Consider the following 18,351-nt stretch of genomic DNA (forward strand, 5'->3'; position numbering starts at 1 on the left):
AGAAAACAAGGGTTCATTGCCTGAATTTGCACTATTTCAAGACATAATCCTTTCATGATCCAGATCAGACACTTTTCTGGACACAGACAGAAAAAGTAACGAATAATCTGGACACTTCCCTCGGAAAAGTTGCAATTAAACTGGACTCAATCCTAAAAAATGTGTCCAGAAAGCAAACTGAAATGCTGGAGGCCTTGGATTGCGCGGCCCTCAGATTGTGTCCAAAAATCGCGAAGGTCACAGTCCACTCTCTTAACGGGCCATGTGCTTCGTGTTCATGGCGAAACAATGAATGAGGGTGGCTGCCGATGAAACTGATTCAGTGCCGTTACTTTTCTGGTCAGCGTGTACCGTTGCTTGTGCAGATCGGAGATGCGGCGCCATTGCCCAAGCTTGTTCCGTTCATCTACGTCCAACTCAAGCTAAGGTACTGCGCTTGCAACACTGCTGCAGCGCACCTACGTGCAATCCAGGCTTTCTACGCCTATGCCAAAAGCCGAGATCTGGATATCGATGAGGCCATCTTGGCCTGCCACTTTGAGGCGATTCTGTCTTTATTAGACGGTTACGCCATCTGGCTCCAAAGCGGTCGTTCATCCGATAATCTTGTCGCCCGAATCGGCAAAGCTACAACGGCACCTTTTCCACAGATTGATCCGCGCACCCGTGACCAGTACCTGCGGTTGCTGAAGCGGTATCTTTCCTGGTGTGTCACCCGTTACATCCCGCGCGCCCGTCAGGGCTCGACCATCCAGGCTAACATTGAGGTGGTATTTGCAGATGTCGCTGACGTCATAGAACGACGCTTTGAGAGCCATATCATCAATGTTCGTCCCGACCGCGCTCGTTACCGCAGCCTGACAGATCCGCAACTCCAGATCATTCGCACATTGATTATCCCGGGCGCTGTGGAGAATCCGTTTCCGGAACGACTGCAGTTGCGCAATTGGTTAATGATTGAATTGATGCTGGAGACTGGTATCCGCCGTGGAGAGCTTCTGAAGCTCTACGCCACGGATATCAATCAAGGTTCTCAGCATGCTTATCTCAGCATCAATGACCGCGAACATGACCCAGAAGATCCGCGCGCTGAAGAGCCTGCACTGAAAACACACGGGCGGACCGTAGGTATCTCCACACAGTTGTATGAGGTCTACGAGCGCTATATCCAGAGCGAGCGACGCCCACCGCGTGACGGAAAACCGATGAAATTGCTGTATCGCTATTTGTTCATCTCTGACCGAGGCCGCCCGTTGTCGATTCGCGCACTGTCTAACGTCCTCGATCGGCTATTTCTGACCATTGAACTGGCTCATCCAGGGTTGTTGCCTACACTCTCTGCGCATGACTTTCGCCACACCTTCGCAGACCGTTTCCTGGCCTATCTGGTCGAAACACGCGGTTATGATTTGGAGCGGGCTACGGATGAACTCCGGCGGGTCTGTGGCTGGTCCGATGCCTCGACCATGCCACGACGTTATGCAAGTCGTTATCTAGCAGAGTCGGCCAATCGCCATAACGCCGAGCGAGCCTCGTCAGCCTGGAGCCGCCGTGAAAATTAAGGAGGTTTGCTGTATCTAAATCCGCCGGTCGAGGTCACCCTTCACCCGCCTCTTCCTTAGCTGCTTATGTGTTTCAGGGCCCGGCTCAAGTTGCCATTCGAACACGTACGAATGACCAGCCACGCTACGTCGATACCCGGTTGAATGTGTGGACATGGTACGACGGTGGAGTCGCACTGAAAATTGATTGGGCCGAGCTTGACTTAACTCCAGAGTTTAATGAAATAGCCAAAGGCTTTATGGCATACGCGTTGGAGAAGTATGCTCCCCAGACAGCGTTCATGTTTGTAAGGTCTCTTGTCTATTTGTCAGGCACCAACCTCGCCCGTCACTTTCCTTGGGATCATCAAAATTTAATCGCCCATTTAGATGGATTCAAACGCTCTAGGCATAATCTTATCGGGTTCCGCAGGCTTTATCGCTGGGGACTTGATAGAGGAATTAAAGGTTTTGATTCAATCACCTATCTTAAAATCAAGGATGTAAAATTAGATCGTGTAGATCCATACTCGCGAATTTTTCTCTCACAAACGGGTTTAGATCTTGAGGAAGAAGTTCGATTGCTCAAGCGTATTGAACGAAATATTTCATCGGAATCGTGGGAGGAAGTCCAGTTCAATATAGTGCTTCATTTGGGCTTTGAACTTGCACCACGCTCGATTCAATTTCATTCTCTTGAAATTTCAGACTTTGAGTTTGTTGAAAGCACGGATAAGGATAAATATTACACCCTATGGCTACCTATGGCCAAAAAGGTCGGCCAACGCAGGCCTGAGCGACGGCCACGCAAAGTAACAACTAGGCTGGGGGATAAGATCTCACAGCATATCTTGGAAATTCAACGCCGCTTTGGTAGCAACTGTGAACCCTTATTTGTAAATTCTAACGGAAGACGGCTGTCTGTAACTGAAATCATAACAGGACTTAAGCATGAACTGAGTGAGGCTGGGATAGACAAGCCTAACCAGGTAACCAGGTTGCTCCGACATCATCTCGGTCAAGGTCTGGCGGACCAGGGAACTCCGGCAGACATGATTGCCGAACTGCTTGGCCACAACAGCACGGTTGCGGCGCGAGCTTACGTCACGGCAACCCCCAACATTGCACGGATCAAAGAGAAAGCACTCGGCAAGAGTCTCGCCTATCAACGCATTATGCGCAGTCTCTTGACCGGAGAAGTCGTGCAACGCCGCGATACCGCTGCCGAAAGAGCTATCCGTGGCGTGATCGATACACAGTACATCGGAGACATCGGTGCATGCGCCCTCCCAGTTCATACGCACTGCCCCTACAATCCCGTCTATGCCTGCTACACCTGCAAAAAATTTCACCCCTTTGCTGACGGCCGGCACGAGCAAGTGAAAGAGGCGCTGCAACGAGAAGCTCAGCGGTTCATTGACATGGCAGAACAAGCCGGAGACCTCATTCACAACCGGCCTCTCGCACAGCATCAAACAACCATCCTGGCAGTAAGCGCTACCATCGAACGCTGCCGGCAGCGCACGGAGGGTGCCGCAGATGACGCCGTCTAGAGCAAGGCTGAATCTCGAAGGTCTCATTAAACAGGAACAAGTGATTTTTCAGTCATTACCGATTCCAACCCCTTGGGAGCTAACGCTATGGTCGGTCGAGCATTGGCTGCCGCAGCGCTTAAAGCAACAGACCATAACCTTTGAAACTCACCGACAGTCGCTTGAAAAGAATGGCTATTCTGTTCCTCCTAAAGCTGCCCTCCCCTTGGATTTCCAGGATTTTTGCAAGGCATTAATCGTATATCTTCAACGCACCCGAAGCCTGAAGTTTTCGATGGTCGCGGCCTACAATATTGCCGTACGCCGGCTTTACAATCCGTTGTTTGAACGACGCGTATCCGACCCTACACAGTTGACGCGGGGTGATTTTGACCGCGTCGTAGAATTTCTCCGCGTGAGTGGCTACAAGAACCTTTACGACGCGATCTCTCATCTTCAGGTAATAGCGGATACGATCGATAAACTGCAATTAACCGAGACCGCCATCCACTTCGTACATGATGCAAAACCAGAGAAACGCCGCCACGAGTACATCTCATTGCACGATCCTGATCGTGCGGTAAAACAGCGTAAATCTGATGATAGATTGCCTTCTCGTGAGGCGATGGAAGCATATGCCCTATGTTCGAACAACCCGCTCAGTGACGGCGAAGAAATTTTGCTGCGCGTGATCGATTTATTGATTGCGACTGGACAGCGAGGTAACGAAGTAGCAGTCATTCCCTATGATTGTTGGGTCGAGAGGCCGATCAAAGGGAGCACAGGAGAGGTCGTTGTAGATGCCAATGGTAAGCCTCTGGTCGAATGCGGAATTAGATACTTCGCGGAAAAGCAATTTCAATCCCGTGTTCATTGGTTGGCTGAAAGCGACGTTCCTTTAGCCAGGCGAGCGGTAGAGAGATTGAAGACGCTAACCGAAGAGCAGCGAGAGATTGCCGCTTGGCAAGAACTCCACCCGGGACGTATTTGGAGCTACCCTCCTCAGTCGGTGATCTCCGATGCAATGGTCTTGGATTGGCTAGGTTTTAGCGAAACAAGGAGTGCAAACAGAAATCTATACCTTTTCCTCACACGCAACGGCGTCCATCCGTTTGACAATGAGCCCGATGAGAAACGAGGAAGGTCGTTAAAGCGACGCTACGTCGCGGGGGAGATTGAAAGACTGATCGTCCCGAAGCTCCGTGGGCACGCGGTACTAACAGAAAATGTCGGGGGAGAGGCTCGTATCGTACTTAGAACCAGCGAAACGCTTGCCATCGCTTTCGACGGGCAATTTCGTTTCGGTGGACGTGAGGCAAATGTGTTTCGTGCGGTCCCGCGTCGGGTCAGCATCGTGGATATTAATCACGCGTTAGGTGACGATGAAAAATATGCGTCCATTTTTTCGCGTCGTTTACTAACCGAATCCGATGGCACTCCGATTAGGCTAACAAGCCACCAACCCCGACACTGGCGAAACACTATTTATCATCTGACCGGCATGAGTGATGTTCAGCAAGCATTAGCCTTAGGGCGAAAACGCTTCGACCAGAATGTCTACTACCAACACACGAGCATTGAGGAAAACACTGCTGCGCATCATGAGTTCTTGGCGTTCAATAGCCATCACGAGCGCATCGATTTTCTGCATACAGGCATAAGAGATAAACGCATTCAGGGCGCGTTGACCGACAGTTACCATGCGTTGCTGTCAGATAAAGGCACGACCACTGCAGAAGCATTCCTCACCGTACACGCCACGGCTCTGCACGTGACCCCCTTCGGAGGTTGCATTCACGATTTCTCCCAAGCGCCCTGCCCTAAGCATCTTCAATGCTGGAATGGCTGCTCGCATCTCCATCTGATGGGCACTCCATCGGAGCGGGCCAACCTTGAGAGACAAGCCGAGAATCTGACGACCGCAATTACTATCATGCGCGATGCTGGCGCTGGAGAGGCAGGCAGCGATGTATGGCTGGCGGACCAGGAAGACAAGCTCAACAATTTAAAATCTGTCCTCGCACGCGATACCAATGGAGGTGTGCAACGCGTGTTTCCCAACGGGCATCCAATGACGGTTGCGGACACGGACAAACGGCACAGTTCGGTTTCGGATGATTAGAGGCGACCATGGCGAAACGACAGATCTTGAGGGGCGGCACCTTGGACGAGGCTATCGACGCCCTCCTCGCTCAAATGATTAGCTTAGGACTGGAGCTCGCGCCTATTTCACGCCCCGAAGTGCAGCGGCGATTGGGCCTGACTAGCCGAGCTACCTTAGTGGGGGACCGCGGGAGACGAATCGAGTCCGCCCGTATCGCACAACTCAAGGAGAGTGGCAGAGATCCAGACGGTGCCCGCCGCCGAAGAACCCTCGAAGAGCGTATTGCTAATCTGCAGGCAGAGAATTCTGACTTGATAAAGCAGCGAGACCAGCTCTATGAAGCACTGTCGGCGATTGCGCATAACTGCCTGCTGAAAGGGTTGGATGTTGAGAACATACTGAATCCATTACGAAAGCGGTAAGTGGCATCGCTGTCGGCCGACGCAGCGGGTGGGCGGGTAAGAAAAGTGGCCGCGAAACCGCTAGCGCATCGGAAGGTGTCGTTAAACGTTCGAGTGTATTGGGCTCACGCTCACCGATATGCAGATGCGGCTGAAAAAATGATACGAGGACGTTGCAAATTGGACCTGCCAGATCCCAAGTCTTCAGTGTAAATATGCCCTCCCTCCAAGCTATACACGTAGGCCGCCCCCGCACTCATGTCATCCATCGTCTCGCGCAACTCTAGTAGCCTCTCCATCTTCCACCCATCACTTCCGTTCAGATAAGCCGGGGAAATCAACTGTACATCCAACAGCCAGATGTCTGCTCCTTGTTCAGTAAGTAACTGCTCAAGCGCTGAAATGCAGGGAAGCATAACCATGCTAGTCAACGCTTCACTGCCTTGTTGTCGACCTACTCTGACGTAAAACCAGGGACAATGAGTGGTCTGCTCAACGTACTGCCAGTACTGGGTAGAGTCATCACCCAGGTATGCGCCGAGGAAAATTTCTGCTGGTTTGTAAGTGATGAACATAGCGCCATCCCAAAAGTGAACACTATAGATTGTAGCCCTATAGGGCTCGCGAAGGCTTCATCGTTCCTTTTGCGAGGTCGGCAATATGGAACTGAAACAGGCATTTGGCGCGGCCCTGAAAAAGCTGAGATCGGAGAGAAAGCTTTCCCAGGAAGATTTCTCCGACGTCAGTAGTCGTACCTATCTCAGCACCCTCGAGCGCGGTCTGAAAAGCCCTACGATCGAGAAGGTAGACGAGCTGGCAACTGTAATGAACGTTCATCCGCTGACCATACTCGTAGGCTGTTATCTGCTTCAAGACAATCCGAAATCCCTCGACGAGCTGTTTTCTCGAATTCGAACGGAACTGCCAAGCGGGATGAAATGAACATCTTATGAATCACGTTTCATAAGCAAAGGGGATCAACGGAAGACTGTGGGTTGTAAGGCTTGTGCTAGCATCCAATTTGATCCGAAGATCGAGGTCAGCAGCGATGAAGCACCCAGTTCAGCTGGAAAGTAACCTCTCTGAGATTTTGGAAGGTAAACAGAAACGTCGTGATGCGTTAATGCTTGCTGTCAGCCTTGCGTCACCGTCTGAGTTAGAAGGACCTGCTGAGCGTTTGAAAGAGGTGATGAGAAAACCTGCTGGATCACGCCGTCAACGCATTCCCCCACCAGAGTTCGCACGATAGGCGAAAGTACGATTTCTGCCTCTTTGAACAACAGCGCTACCGTGTCGATCGTCGGTGTCAGCCCCGTACCGTGGATTACCAACGTTGATGATCATATCTACCGCAGTTATTGCCTATAGCCCTCGTGCCAACTGACATGCTCACGCTTCCTTTTGGTTCTCGGCGCAGGTTCATGTCCGTTTAGTGTGGCGGCTGACCAGTAGGCCGTCGTCCCGCAAGCGTGCGAAAGGCAGCAGCCAATTCATGATTGTTTCTTGATCATTAGTGCTACCACAGGAGTCGGATTCATCGAGCAATTCGAGCATCGCGCGAAATGCATAATCGACGACATGGCAGTTAGAAACGACACGCCCAGAATCGACGTGATGATGAATCATTTCAATGAGCTGGGCATGATCGTCTGGGCGATCGTCTAAGCTTAAGGACGAAGCCACATATGCTGGAAAGCCACGCTTTCGGACCGCGACTATGGCGATGGCCCTGTATAGGTTTTCCACATCTTGCTGGCAAATGTAGGGCCCTGCAGCCCCGATCGAAGCAGATGTAAAGAAATACTGTAAGGCTTCTACCCCACGCAGTATGTCAGTGTACCAACGACCATTATCTAGAAGTGATGGCTCCCTAGCATCCCGTGCGACGAAGATATTATCTAGGTGCCTTGAGAACTCCTCTGCTTGTTTGGAATGCAGAAATCGCTTCCACCAGGAGCCAAACTCACGCCTAAACACCCGTTGCTTTACCTCGGGAAGCAATGTTTCATTCAACCAGCGTAAAGTGAACTCACAAGGCCACCATCCTTTCGGCGAAGGGGATCTGTACGTGAGATCATCCGGCGCCCATAGCAGCTTAACCCTGTTACCGGACGTAAACTCCTCCTCTTTTGAAGCGCTAATTAAACAGTGATAACCGGCGTCGAATTCTGCAGTAGCAGACTGATGGCACGGTTTAAGAAACTCCGCATGGCCGTCGAATATGTGCCAAGGTGTAGAGCCATTCGCATAATCGTGCTCCTCGGTGAATCGTCCGATCTCTCTCCAGACATCTTCACGTATGGAAGCAATGACAACTCTATGCGACCCACTCCAATCTAAAAATGGAAAATCTACAGCTGACCAATTGCTTTCGATGGCCTTTAGCGCATCGCGCATGACATTGGTTAAGAGATCAGATATATCGGCTAGTTCTTGGACAATCTCTTCTTGGAGAGTCAGCCGGCAATTAGGTAGGTCGATCAGGTACTGGTTGGGCTCGCCTGGCATCTTTCCAATGATGAAGGTACGAGCTTTGCTCGACAGGGGCGCCCCTGCTGCAAAAAGAAAGCACTTCAGGAGCCAATCGTGACTCACCGTAATCGTGACTCCCTTTAAATCCTCTTGGTGGAAGTCAAAAGCGGCGGATGCTTTGGAAGATATTTGGTCAGGCAGGAACACACTAACTGAGAACCATGGCCCACTATAAAACCAATGCCGGCCGGTATGACTGACTTTCCGGAACGCGTCTATGGAAAAAGACAACTCCCCTGTGATTCGATGGGCGGAGGGTATTGTCGATCCAGCCGGTAGGTTACTGCCACCCGAAATGCTGTCGAGTAGCCAGCCCGATTTTTCAATAAACTCTCTGGCCTTCTGTGCGACTCGCTCCCTGGGATCGAAGACTGCTTTTGAGACAGCATCGAGAAACCCGCTACGTTCCATCCACAAATTGCCGAACGTCTCGACGTGCGCCCCTGGAAAAAACTTTGATAGCAGATCCGGATAAGACTGGGTTTTCTGTGTCAGGTGGTGAGCCGTCCAAAGTTCACCTTCAACTCCACATTGCCTTAAGCGTTTTCTTTCGATATCCCAACGTCTTGCCAGAGGCTCGCCAAGGTCCTCTTGTGCCAAAATAAGCGTAAATGATCGAGTATCTTTCTTCCATTGACCTTGAAGAAATCGATCAATTGCCTCGGTTAGTCGTGTCGAATCGAATTTCTTCCAAGCCTTGCACTCGTACACATTAAGCTTGTCGATAAAGCGTTCATCATAAGCAAAAAGATCAATACCGCCCTGCTCCGCTCCATTTTTACCGAGCCTTTGACAGCCATGCAGCGATTGCTCCTTGGTCAGCAGCGACCAACAGAACTGTTCGAAAGTAGCCGCCGGCATCCTGGCGAAGTCGAGCAGAAACTCACCGCGATGAAGTACGCGTTCGACTGGTTTGACCGCTGCCTCTGCGTGAAGATGATCGGGCCATTCTTGGGGTAATTCTTTATGGACTTGAGAACTATCCGCAAATTTGTACGATTGCCCCTGACTTGAAAAATTCAAAATACATTTCCGAATGTGTTTTCGGCCAAAATCTTGGCGGGATTTCAATCATGCTGCTAGCCGGTGCGTGCCGCGCGGCACCGGGACAATTAACTCCAATAACTTCCTGGCCATTTATACATCGTACTTGATAGTATGGCTCGTTGATGCTGGCATGTGCTCAGTGCCAAACTTCCAGAAGCTACCAGTATCATGAATTGCCTCCACAACAAGATGAGTATAGTTTTTGCTTAGAGCTCTTTTAAATATTTCATTGCTAGGGATCTCGGCATCCACATAGTCAATATTGAGAGTTGGTTTAAAGTAATTTATTAGGCTCATTTCCACAAGAGAAATCGCGTCCTCAGCAGATACATCGCTAGTGTAATTACGCTCTAAGTGCATGCTTCCGTCAGGCAGATTTTTTCTGATTATTTTGTCACTGTCAAATTGAAATGCGTACAAGTAAATATCGGAATCATCATCCAGCTCCGCTAGAGCCTGTTGTATTTTTTCATGCTTATATATTCTGTCCACGAGTGATGATGATTTTCCTATATAAGCAATTCTAGGGTAGTCCCTTGCAACAATTCCATATGCGGATATGATGCTGTGAATCGGAATTATAGCATCATTAGCTTGCCCGTCAGGAGTGTAAAGTCTTAATGCGACATTCTTTTTTGTCTGCTTTTCTGGAATCAACGACAAACCAATTATTGGTAGCTCCCCAGGTTCAGCTAGCAATCGCTTATAGTCATCTATATCTTCGACAGACCTCATGTGCTTTTGGAGCGTTCCTGTATCGATATAAGTTTTTTTGAACATTTCTCCCAAATCAATAAATAGCGGTGCCGCATCAATCGTCTCCCTTATCACTTCTCCATCGCACAGTCTAAAATCAATTCGCAATCTTCCTTTGCTTGATAACTTTATTTTCTTGGGGTCAACACGAATCTTTCCTCTTTCAGCTATAAAATAAATATTACCTTTTTCAATGTGCTCAAGATTTTTTAGAATTTTTCTGTTTTTGTCGTACAGCTGCTCAGGCTTGAAAAATATTGACTGAGTCAAGTGAGCATTGAAATATATTTCATCCATATAAGCTTTAATTCCCTGCTTCTATAATGATAATAGATTTAAAGTCCGGCTCTGCGTAAGCGGCGTGCCGGTGTATTACTGGAAATTCTTTGATTTACGCCGCTTATGCTTCCCCGCTGCCCAGAGTATGAAATCCAGAGCTTTATGCTCAGAAACCTCACTCTCAGCGCAGCCAAATTTTGATCGAAACTGAGTTCTCACCAATCTGAGCGAATCGTCCTCTATGATCCGTCCATAGATGGTCTGCAGTTTTGAATAAAAACTAAGGTTCGCGTCCAGGCGCGCTTCAAACATTTTGTTGTGGTGCGGTGCCCGGAAACCGAAAATCGAGGCCACTTCTGAATCATAGATAGGTAGGTGTGGCGATATGGTCGCAGCGAGTTTGGTGGCGAAGGAAAATTGGAGTGACAGCTGCCCTTTCAGATTTGGATAGTCCCTCAGTTCCGTGGTAATCGCGCCGACATCGGCCCTCCCCTCCAGCCTTGCAGAACTCATCAGTTCAAAAAAACGTTTCTTGAAAGCCGCGGTGAGCCCCGCACTGTCCAGCCGATAGAATGACCGAAAAACGAACTGGAACAGTTCATCTTGAGCAGGATCGTAAGTCTTGAAGCGCTCAGATAAGAATCGATAGACAGTTACCGACTCAGTACCCAATTCACCAAGGACTGCCGTCGCTTCATCATCTACCCAAACCAGTTTCTCCATTTCCATTGTCGCTCCTTATTTAGCATGAAGACACGTGGCGTGTCGGGGCAGTGATAACCGAAATAAGACGGGCCGCTACATCAGCGACAGGTAGCTTCTTTTCAGTCACTTGATTGAACTCTTCCGGGTAACGCGGGTTGCTCATGGCACCTCTTGATTGGCCTCATTTTAAAGCATGGAGGTGTCTACGAAACCCGGGGCGATTCACTCTTTAACGACGGAAGGTGTACCACGCAAGACGTGATTAACAGGCTTTACCAGATCTCTTCGTACGCACACCTCAAATCAAAGGCGGTCAATGTACCTACAGCCTTATGAGCATGTGTGTACAGCTGGCAATCCGCAAACTTGCGACCGCATCCACATGGACAAGGATGCTCGTCTGCCGTGCCCCGATCAAAGGACATCAACTCCATCAAAGCACGCAGGATGTTCCGATCAGATACCCCAAAGATCTGAAGGTAGTCGTCTATCAATCCCGGAGATCCATGTGCCAGTTCCCCAAAAGGAAAGCTCGCAATACCCTTTTCCCGTAGGGATTGCGTATATAAGAAAGGAACTAGACATTTTTCAACAAAACGGCATAACGTCAGCTCGGCGCCCAATGCGAGCCTCACTCTTAGCAGTGATCCCAAGCACAGCGATCCGCCCGGGTTAACGTGATATTCGGCTAATTGAGGGATTCGGCCAGCCGTTTCATAGATGAGTGGCAGACCACGATCGAGCGGTTCTGTGATATCGATACGAATACGGTACTCATCTGTCAGGTGCGGGTATTCCTCGGACTTCGCCGAAAAAGGGAACCGACCCGCCAGTGAAACCACACCTAGCGCAGTCGGTCGACAGCGAATTGTCGGGAAAGCGTCTAGAAAGGCCTCGATGGCCTGCTCCATATCTTTCAATCCCAGCAGCTCCAAGGGCTCGGTGGTTGAGAAACGTCAATTGTCGGAAGATACAACGTAGCAACGGAAAGTCCCGTTTCGAGTTGAGTTGAAGAAATCGTCACGTCAAAGACTTCCTTGATGTGTTCGACTAGCGTCTTGGCGTCCAGCTTTCCAATTGCATTGAAGTCACGCAGGGCTTGTCTGACCCAGCGATAAAAGTTTTCTTTCAGCTGGAGCTCCCTCCCCTCGGGCGTAAACCAGCGATCTGCGAAATTTTCTACCGGGTTAACTGGGTTCGGCACGGTGTCCGAATCCGAATCTACAAAACGCTTCAAGGCCATAAGGCAAGTCGCTAACGCCTGACTCAAGCTCGCGGGTGATTCGTAAGCCTCGGCTGCAAGTGTCGTGATGATGACGGAGATTGGTTTTGAGTCGGGGCTGTCTTGATACATGACGTCGCGGTGGCGCTTGAGGAGCTGAATAGCTCGCTGCAAGTGGGTTATATGCTCATGGTACGGCACGTCATCGACTTGAGCAGCTTCCGCCGAAAGTCTTAACCCGAGAGGCTCAGACTTAGATTCGAACCACTTTGCGTATCCTTCGGGGTTGCTCAGCAGCCAGTCTTGAGAGATCAACTCGTAGCTGGTGTCGCGGATATCAGTGATGTATGCGGCGAGCTCCGCGACGTCTGTGGCGAGTACCTGCTGAAATCCATAGCTCTCCATCGCGGCGCTAAGAGCCATTCTTCGGGATTCATCTACCGGTACGCCAGGAACGACATCCATGTGAAAACTCATACCATCCTGGTAGTAAAGCCTCCAACAGCGGTTTTTTTCCTCTAGCGGCTCCTGGATCTGTAGAGCCTCCCTATATCCCTCAAGCTCAATACCGACCAAATTTTTTAGTTCGGCCTGTGTGTGCGTCGACCGGTGGATCCCTTCCCGCAGTTTGCAGGAGAGATCCAAGTCGTAGCTCTCGCCTTCAAGCCACGGCTTGATCGCAGTTCCAAGTGCGAACGACCCTTGCACATAAATGTGAGGGTCATTCAGTGCCAGCGTAGACTCGGGCCGTGCGAACCATTCGCCTAGCGATTCATAGCGACGTCTAGCTTTGTCGTAAGCCGCATGAGGAAGCGCAATCGCCTCGACCACAGCTGCCAAAGTACGTTCTTCATTGTCCACGTTGAGTCTCCTTTACCCGATCGAGTGAGTTGAAGGGCGCTGCTCGCGCCGTTAGAAAGCATCCAGAATCAGTTCGTTGTGTGGAGGCTCGTGTGGGCCGATGATTCTGTGACGCTCAAGACTGAAAGCCAAAAAGGGAGGTTTTTGACGGGCCATTTGGTACATGTGGATTCGGGGATGCAGTCTAGACTGTAGCTTCATGCCGAACGCGAATACGGCAGCAGCGGGGGCTATCGCGCAAATGGACACCTCTGAGGCTTTAAGGACGTCCACGGCGTATGCCCACGCTTCTTGGCAAGCCGCACGGTAACGCTCCATGGCTGCTGATGGCGCAACGACGTCAAAGCCGTGCGCAGATGGCGTGATCCGAACGCGTGGCATCGAGCGCAATTCTTCATTGAGAGCGGCATCAGTAACTTCTGCGGTGATCTCCAGCGTGATCAGCACCTTGGCTCCAGCCACCACCTTTCGTCCCGGTTTCGACCACGCGAATGTCACGGGTGGATTGTCATCTTGCGAACGCACCCAGGTTCCGGGATTGCGGCGGAAGCTGAATAGCTCAACCCGACGGGCTTCGCTGATCAACCAGCCCCCGAGCAACATCGCGGGCATATTCCCTAATGGAAAAATTGCCAACTCCTCTGCCTGGCTACCAAAGGCGCCGTGCCCCCGAACCGAATCGTGAACGAGTCGAATCTGGCTCTGGAAAGTTCGGAGGAAGGCTGACCAGTAGCCTGGGTCGTCGACATCGTTCCCACCTTGAGAATCACGCAAAAGAAACTCGGCCACACGCTCACTGGAAGGCATTAGCTGAGCTTCAAACAGTGCTTTTCGGGCGTCGTGCTGGGAAAAACCACTTGTGCGCCCTGCAATGTCGCCGATGAAAGCCAGGGCATGTACAGTCGGGTAGGCAAGCGTCTTGGCCTGATTACTCCGCCAACTGATCCTGGTGGCAACCATTGCCTCCAAGCGCTCGCGCGGATAGCTGTCAGGTTCAACCTTATCGATGAGGCGATGATGGATGTCGCAGCAAAGCATAATGTTTGCCGGGGACTGTGCGAGCGCGCTCGACAGCTTTTCATCCCCTCTCGGCCCTTTAGGCTTGGCGGCAACTATGTGGGCGAGATAACCGTAGTACCCATAGTGGTCACGGCTATCCTTGAACAGCTCCTGGTCACAACCTTCAAATTCGCAGATCCCACCTGACCTTGCGTACACCCAATTCACTACAGGATCCGGCAAAGCTGGCCGCTTGACGTCTGCAAGTAAGGAATCCCGGGTTTTCAAAAAATGGTTGAGCGCAGTCTTCGTTGCTTTTGCCACCGAAGAATCCAGAACAGCTTCTACGAACTCGGTGACATTCATTGCGACGATGGGTTGGGCTTTAATCGCCATGAGTTCCAATTGCACCACCAAGGAGGCGCGCGGCGTGGCGATCCACTCAAACATGAACTCCTTTGAAAGCGCCCCCAAGTCTCCCGTAGCAGCCTCTTTAGGCTCGCCCGAGTCACCATCAATTAGAAGAACGGCAAACCTCCAGCCATCAGGGTCGTAGGTCATGATGACTCGGCAACCCACCGATTGCTGCCATGCCTCCAGCCTGACCTTGAGGTCTTGGTCATACAGTGCATCCAACACTACCGCCATCGCTTACTCCAGCGCACGATTATGCATCCGTGATATGTAGCAAAGAATTCAGTCGCCTCCCCTGCTCATTGTCTTGCTTCAAATCGCTATCAAAAAAATAAAAAACTAGCACAACATATACATATGGATGGCTTAGGCATCGGTCACATGCCAAGAAAACAGTCGCCCTCACACGTCATTCTGTTATCTAGGTCGTTCGGAGAGAATGGCAAATTGGTCTCGACTCGAGTGAAGACACGCCCGGGGATAGCAGATTGCGGAGAGTATCTTATGTAACACTCTGCCCATCGCCCAAGGCCTCACTCTCAGCCCGCCACATTTTAGTCCCATCATGCACCCAGACGCCCAAACCGACAGGAAACGGATCGGTGCCCACAATCGTGAATACCAATCCTTCGAAGTCACTCTTGCCGGCCTCAGCGTGCTCTTTAGCCAATCTAATGTCGTCGTGTGAGGGGGTTGGGCGTGACTCAGGGTGGGTATGCCAGAAACCAAGGCAGTGAAGCCCCTTCGCGTACATTTCGGCGCGCTCGCGCTTGACCGCCGCCATATTCAGGCGCACCCCCGAATAGCCTGCCCATGCTGGAGTAAGACGGCTCATCCTATCGACCCGGATCGGATCTGAAGTGGCATCAGCGGTGTAAAGTTGACCCACGGACTCCAAGGAGTGACGGCCATGTTGTGCGACCGAAACCAACCCCGCTATAACTTCCGCAGAAAACTCTAGACTCCAAGCCGCCCCTCTTATCCGAAACCTCAAAGTACACTGCTCACTTTTCACCAAGGACATCTTCAAAATTTCGACTGACCTGAATGGAATCCAACGGGTTAGTACTGCTGGGCACAAGCGGGCTGACCTTTACTTGGACGCCCAGTGAATCGAAGAACCCTTTCGATCTGATCCAACTCCAGATGGTAGAAGGCGTTGCCTGGTTATCGAGGACCGCCAAAACGCGTTGCGCAGCAAAACCCGCAGACTGCCACGCATCTGCTGCGCCGTAGGGATGAAATCCAGAACCGCACGCGGGGAGTTTGATGCGTGTGTTGGACATCCATTGACCAACGTTGACCTTGTCCGTTGGATCATACACGGGCCACTCATGATCCTGTCCGACGAGGACAACGTGAGCAGCGCTGCAGAACGGCTCCATCCACGCATGCACCACTGGGCAACCGCCAAGCGCCACTACACGATAGCGGGCCAGCATACTGCGCACTGCAGCTTCGCCGGTGCAATCCAGTATCAGATCATAGTCGCCAGGTTTGCATTTGCCCGAAACGTAAGCAGCAGCGGTTGCAGGCAATCCCGTGACAGATAGACCAGGAACTGACAAGCGCAACCGCTTCGCCAACGCATCGGCTTTACCTTGACCAATCGCGTCAGCACCCAAAACGTGACGCGAGCAGTTGGAGGCTTCCAGTAACTCCATATCAACCAGATGCAACTCGCCTATGCCAGCACGAGCAAGCAATTCAGCTAGCGGAGCACCCAGTGATCCGCACCCGAGAACCAACACACGTTGCTGCCTACGGTTATGTAAAGACGTCAGCTGCTGATCACGAGCTAACGCCCAATCTGGATCAACGCGGTCAAGCGAAATGGGGATGACTTGAGGCGCGGTCAGTCGCGGCACGACAGGTACCGTTATCTGGTACCCGTAACACACGTTTTTCTGCACCAAGATCACGAGCAAGGATGACCGTCGCTTACCCTCCTTCGCCTTGCCCTCAATCCAAGAAGGAACAGTTTGCGGATCACCGCTGACGCTGGCGACAAGGTCACAGAGAGTCTCAAAGGTCTGGGGCCAGTCAGTCGGCCCCCACGGCGCACTCTCTGAGAGCGGAACAAAAAGTGCGTCACCACGAACGAGGTTGCCTGATGCCCAGTGATGCCGGTGAGCCAACGAATTGGGTTCCTCTTTCCCTAGCGTGGCCACCAGCATTTGGCAACGAGGCCTCTGTTTACTTTCCTTGAAATAACTCGCTACCTGACCCTCTGTAACACCCTGGATGCTCAAGTAGTGGACGCGCGTTTCGATGGGGCTCAACCGCCCGTGATACTTCTGGAAGAGCCGGCAGAACCGCAGCCAGTACGACAAGCTCTCTTCTTGAAACTCCGCACTAATCCAGGCGATTTTTTCAGTGTTTGCCCAGAAGTCCTGCAGCCGTTCGAGGACTGACTGAACGATCTGGACTGGGTTTATGTAGTCCCCAGCCTCAGGTTCGACCCCATGGCAGAATCGCCCGCTCTCTTCCACGTGCGGCCAAGTGAGGCACAGTCTCGCGTCTAAGTGAATCTGCGGTGGAGATGCTGGAAAATCTCGCAGCAAAGACAGCGTAACCCTCTGAGAGCCGACCACCGGATGGGGCAGATCCATTTGCCATGAGGCAAAATGCCGGCTCCGGTCGGGATGCTTTACACGTGCAACAATTGCAGCGCCAGGGCCGTCTAGCCACTCCTGGACAGCCCCGGCTGCCTGCTCAAAGGGAGTGGCGAGAAGCACGCTATCAGGCAAGGGTATTGCTCGATGCAGTGGAGCGAGGGGCCGCAGGCTGAGTACCCGCCACCCCGGGGGCCGTTGCCCGCAGGCTTGCCAAGATACCGCCAGCTTGGCTGGCCTCCCATGCTTTCGCCCCTACCTCGCCAAACACCGCGCGCACCCGGTCTTCCGATCGCTTGCTGTATTCCTCGGCGAACAGAGCCTCCAGATCTTCCATCAACACTGCGTGCCAAGTATTGAACTCTCTGTTTCGCAGACCGTTATCGGTATTCCACTTTTCAGCAAAATTTTCGCCATGAATGCCAGGCATGGCTGGATTTTCTACTCGGATTTCCCCATTGCGCGTAATGAACTGAGGCATACGAGCCACCAACTCGAGAGCAACCTCAATAGCAGAGCTTACGATATAGGTTCCGGAAGTTGCGATCTGGTCATAGGCCTTTGCCGCCAACGTAACCAGAATGACAGAAATGGGCTTTGCTGCACGACGAGGGTCGGACTGCTTCTTGTAGTAACTGTCACGGTGAAGCTTCATCAGTTGCACCATTCGCCTCAGCACATCATCAATCCCCACAGGCTGCTGAGGGAGGGGGTCAATCTTCGCTGAATCCATCATGGCTTTGTTCATGACCCGTCGGAAGAAGCGTTTGTTGGCGATCGTGCAGAACCAGTCGGCGAACTCCTCAGGGTTGGAGGGACTCCAGACCTCATCCTCATCACGTACCCGCAAATCGGTACCGGTAATCTGCTCCGAGAGCGGGATCGCCGGCGTAACGTCGAAATAGAACGGTTCGTTAGGATAAGGCAAACGCCAGCACCGATTTTTGGGCTGGGGATCTCCGGCACCGTCCAGACCTTCGAGCGCCTTGCCAAAGTCCGCAAAAAAAGAATTGGAATGACGAAGCTTTTCAAATCGTGGCCCGCACAGCTTAACTACTAGATCCAAGTCGAATTTCTCCCGCCCGTCCCCCGCAATCGTGGTCTGCGTCCGCATGGAGCCTTGAACGACGACATGGACATCGTCATCGTCGACACCGAGCTTCTGAGCGATGTGATGTGCAAATTGAGCGTAACGACGCTTGGCTTTTTCTTGGTTCTCAGCCGAAAGCTCAAGCTTCTTCAGCATGGAGACGATGAAAATCTCCCACTGTTTTTCTTCGTTTCGCTCAAGCAGAGACTTGGCGATCATCGCGGAACGTGACTGCACTTGGATGTTCATGCGG

General features: G+C 51.6%; 14 protein-coding genes. 4 read left to right on the forward strand and 10 right to left on the reverse strand.

All coding sequences use genetic code 11. The features are described 5' to 3' along the window. The first annotated feature begins 308 nt into the window (after positions 1-308). The 3 genes from AC3WRD_RS07805 (at position 309) to AC3WRD_RS07815 (ending at position 5,195) form a co-directional block, all read left to right on the forward strand. Positions 309-1,562 (forward strand): tyrosine-type recombinase/integrase, encoded by a 1,254-nt coding sequence (locus tag AC3WRD_RS07805; protein WP_102619905.1) that lies wholly within the window; start codon positions 309-311, stop codon positions 1,560-1,562. Between the two features lie 146 nt (positions 1,563-1,708). Next, the gene (locus AC3WRD_RS07810) at positions 1,709-3,094 is read left to right on the forward strand and encodes a tyrosine-type recombinase/integrase (protein WP_256580578.1); all 1,386 of its coding nucleotides are present in this window, start codon (positions 1,709-1,711) and stop codon (positions 3,092-3,094) included. Then, positions 3,081-5,195, forward strand: coding sequence for a hypothetical protein (locus AC3WRD_RS07815; protein WP_102619903.1), 2,115 nt, complete (start codon positions 3,081-3,083; stop codon positions 5,193-5,195). Before AC3WRD_RS07810 ends, AC3WRD_RS07815 begins: the two co-directional genes overlap by 14 nt. A 514-nt stretch (positions 5,196-5,709) precedes the next feature. Here the strand turns inward: AC3WRD_RS07815 and AC3WRD_RS07820 are convergent. Then, positions 5,710-6,153 carry a hypothetical protein gene (locus AC3WRD_RS07820; RefSeq protein ID WP_102619901.1) on the reverse strand — a complete coding sequence of 148 codons (444 nt, stop codon included), beginning with the start codon at positions 6,151-6,153 and terminating at the stop codon, positions 5,710-5,712. A gap of 85 nt (positions 6,154-6,238) precedes the next feature. Here AC3WRD_RS07820 and AC3WRD_RS07825 point away from each other — a divergent pair, with 85 nt between their 5' ends. Then, a complete protein-coding gene (locus AC3WRD_RS07825; RefSeq protein WP_102619900.1) occupies positions 6,239-6,520 on the forward strand; it encodes a helix-turn-helix domain-containing protein in 282 nt (93 codons plus the stop codon). A gap of 477 nt (positions 6,521-6,997) precedes the next feature. Here AC3WRD_RS07825 and AC3WRD_RS07830 read toward each other — a convergent pair whose 3' ends face one another. The 9 genes from AC3WRD_RS07830 to AC3WRD_RS07870 all read right to left on the reverse strand — a co-directional run bounded on the left by AC3WRD_RS07830 (position 6,998) and on the right by AC3WRD_RS07870 (position 18,347). Further along, entirely contained in the window at positions 6,998-9,133 is a 2,136-nt protein-coding gene (locus AC3WRD_RS07830; RefSeq protein ID WP_102619899.1) for a hypothetical protein, read from the reverse strand. A gap of 114 nt (positions 9,134-9,247) precedes the next feature. After that, on the reverse strand, positions 9,248-10,210 hold the full coding sequence (locus tag AC3WRD_RS07835; protein WP_102619898.1) for a hypothetical protein: 963 nt from the start codon (positions 10,208-10,210) through the stop codon (positions 9,248-9,250). A 75-nt stretch (positions 10,211-10,285) separates the two neighbouring features. Next, complete coding sequence (locus AC3WRD_RS07840; RefSeq protein ID WP_102619897.1) at positions 10,286-10,921, reverse strand: hypothetical protein; 636 nt, start codon at positions 10,919-10,921, stop codon at positions 10,286-10,288. A gap of 248 nt (positions 10,922-11,169) precedes the next feature. Then, positions 11,170-11,808, reverse strand: a complete 639-nt coding sequence (locus AC3WRD_RS07845; protein ID WP_102619896.1) for a hypothetical protein — start codon at positions 11,806-11,808, stop codon at positions 11,170-11,172. 5 nt (positions 11,809-11,813) lie between these two features. Next, on the reverse strand, positions 11,814-12,980 hold the full coding sequence (locus AC3WRD_RS07850; protein WP_102619895.1) for a nucleotidyltransferase domain-containing protein: 1,167 nt from the start codon (positions 12,978-12,980) through the stop codon (positions 11,814-11,816). Between the two features lie 51 nt (positions 12,981-13,031). Next, positions 13,032-14,627 (reverse strand): SAVED domain-containing protein, encoded by a 1,596-nt coding sequence (locus AC3WRD_RS07855; RefSeq protein WP_102619894.1) that lies wholly within the window; start codon positions 14,625-14,627, stop codon positions 13,032-13,034. A gap of 268 nt (positions 14,628-14,895) precedes the next feature. Continuing rightward, positions 14,896-15,417, reverse strand: coding sequence for a Mov34/MPN/PAD-1 family protein (locus AC3WRD_RS07860; RefSeq protein WP_102619893.1), 522 nt, complete (start codon positions 15,415-15,417; stop codon positions 14,896-14,898). Next, on the reverse strand, positions 15,398-17,143 hold the full coding sequence (locus AC3WRD_RS07865) for a ThiF family adenylyltransferase (protein WP_102619892.1): 1,746 nt from the start codon (positions 17,141-17,143) through the stop codon (positions 15,398-15,400). The genes AC3WRD_RS07860 and AC3WRD_RS07865 overlap by 20 nt, the downstream gene beginning before the upstream one ends. Further along, complete coding sequence (locus AC3WRD_RS07870) at positions 17,136-18,347, reverse strand: nucleotidyltransferase domain-containing protein (protein ID WP_102619891.1); 1,212 nt, start codon at positions 18,345-18,347, stop codon at positions 17,136-17,138. The genes AC3WRD_RS07865 and AC3WRD_RS07870 overlap by 8 nt, the downstream gene beginning before the upstream one ends. Between the last annotated feature and the right edge of the window lie 4 nt (positions 18,348-18,351).

It is taken from the genome of Pseudomonas sp. FW215-R2, from assembly GCF_058789255.1.

Bases quoted from the DNA above. Each gene is read 5' to 3' on its own strand.
- AC3WRD_RS07805 (WP_102619905.1), top strand. From the start codon at position 309: ATGAAACTGATTCAGTGCCGTTACTTTTCTGGTCAGCGTGTACCGTTG.
- AC3WRD_RS07815 (WP_102619903.1), top strand. From the start codon at position 3,081: ATGACGCCGTCTAGAGCAAGGCTGAATCTCGAAGGTCTCATTAAACAG.
- AC3WRD_RS07820 (WP_102619901.1), bottom strand. From the start codon at position 6,153: ATGTTCATCACTTACAAACCAGCAGAAATTTTCCTCGGCGCATACCTG.
- AC3WRD_RS07825 (WP_102619900.1), top strand. From the start codon at position 6,239: ATGGAACTGAAACAGGCATTTGGCGCGGCCCTGAAAAAGCTGAGATCG.
- AC3WRD_RS07835 (WP_102619898.1), bottom strand. From the start codon at position 10,210: ATGGATGAAATATATTTCAATGCTCACTTGACTCAGTCAATATTTTTC.
- AC3WRD_RS07840 (WP_102619897.1), bottom strand. From the start codon at position 10,921: ATGGAAATGGAGAAACTGGTTTGGGTAGATGATGAAGCGACGGCAGTC.
- AC3WRD_RS07845 (WP_102619896.1), bottom strand. From the start codon at position 11,808: ATGGAGCAGGCCATCGAGGCCTTTCTAGACGCTTTCCCGACAATTCGC.
- AC3WRD_RS07855 (WP_102619894.1), bottom strand. From the start codon at position 14,627: ATGGCGGTAGTGTTGGATGCACTGTATGACCAAGACCTCAAGGTCAGG.
- AC3WRD_RS07860 (WP_102619893.1), bottom strand. From the start codon at position 15,417: ATGTCCTTGGTGAAAAGTGAGCAGTGTACTTTGAGGTTTCGGATAAGA.
- AC3WRD_RS07870 (WP_102619891.1), bottom strand. From the start codon at position 18,347: ATGAACATCCAAGTGCAGTCACGTTCCGCGATGATCGCCAAGTCTCTG.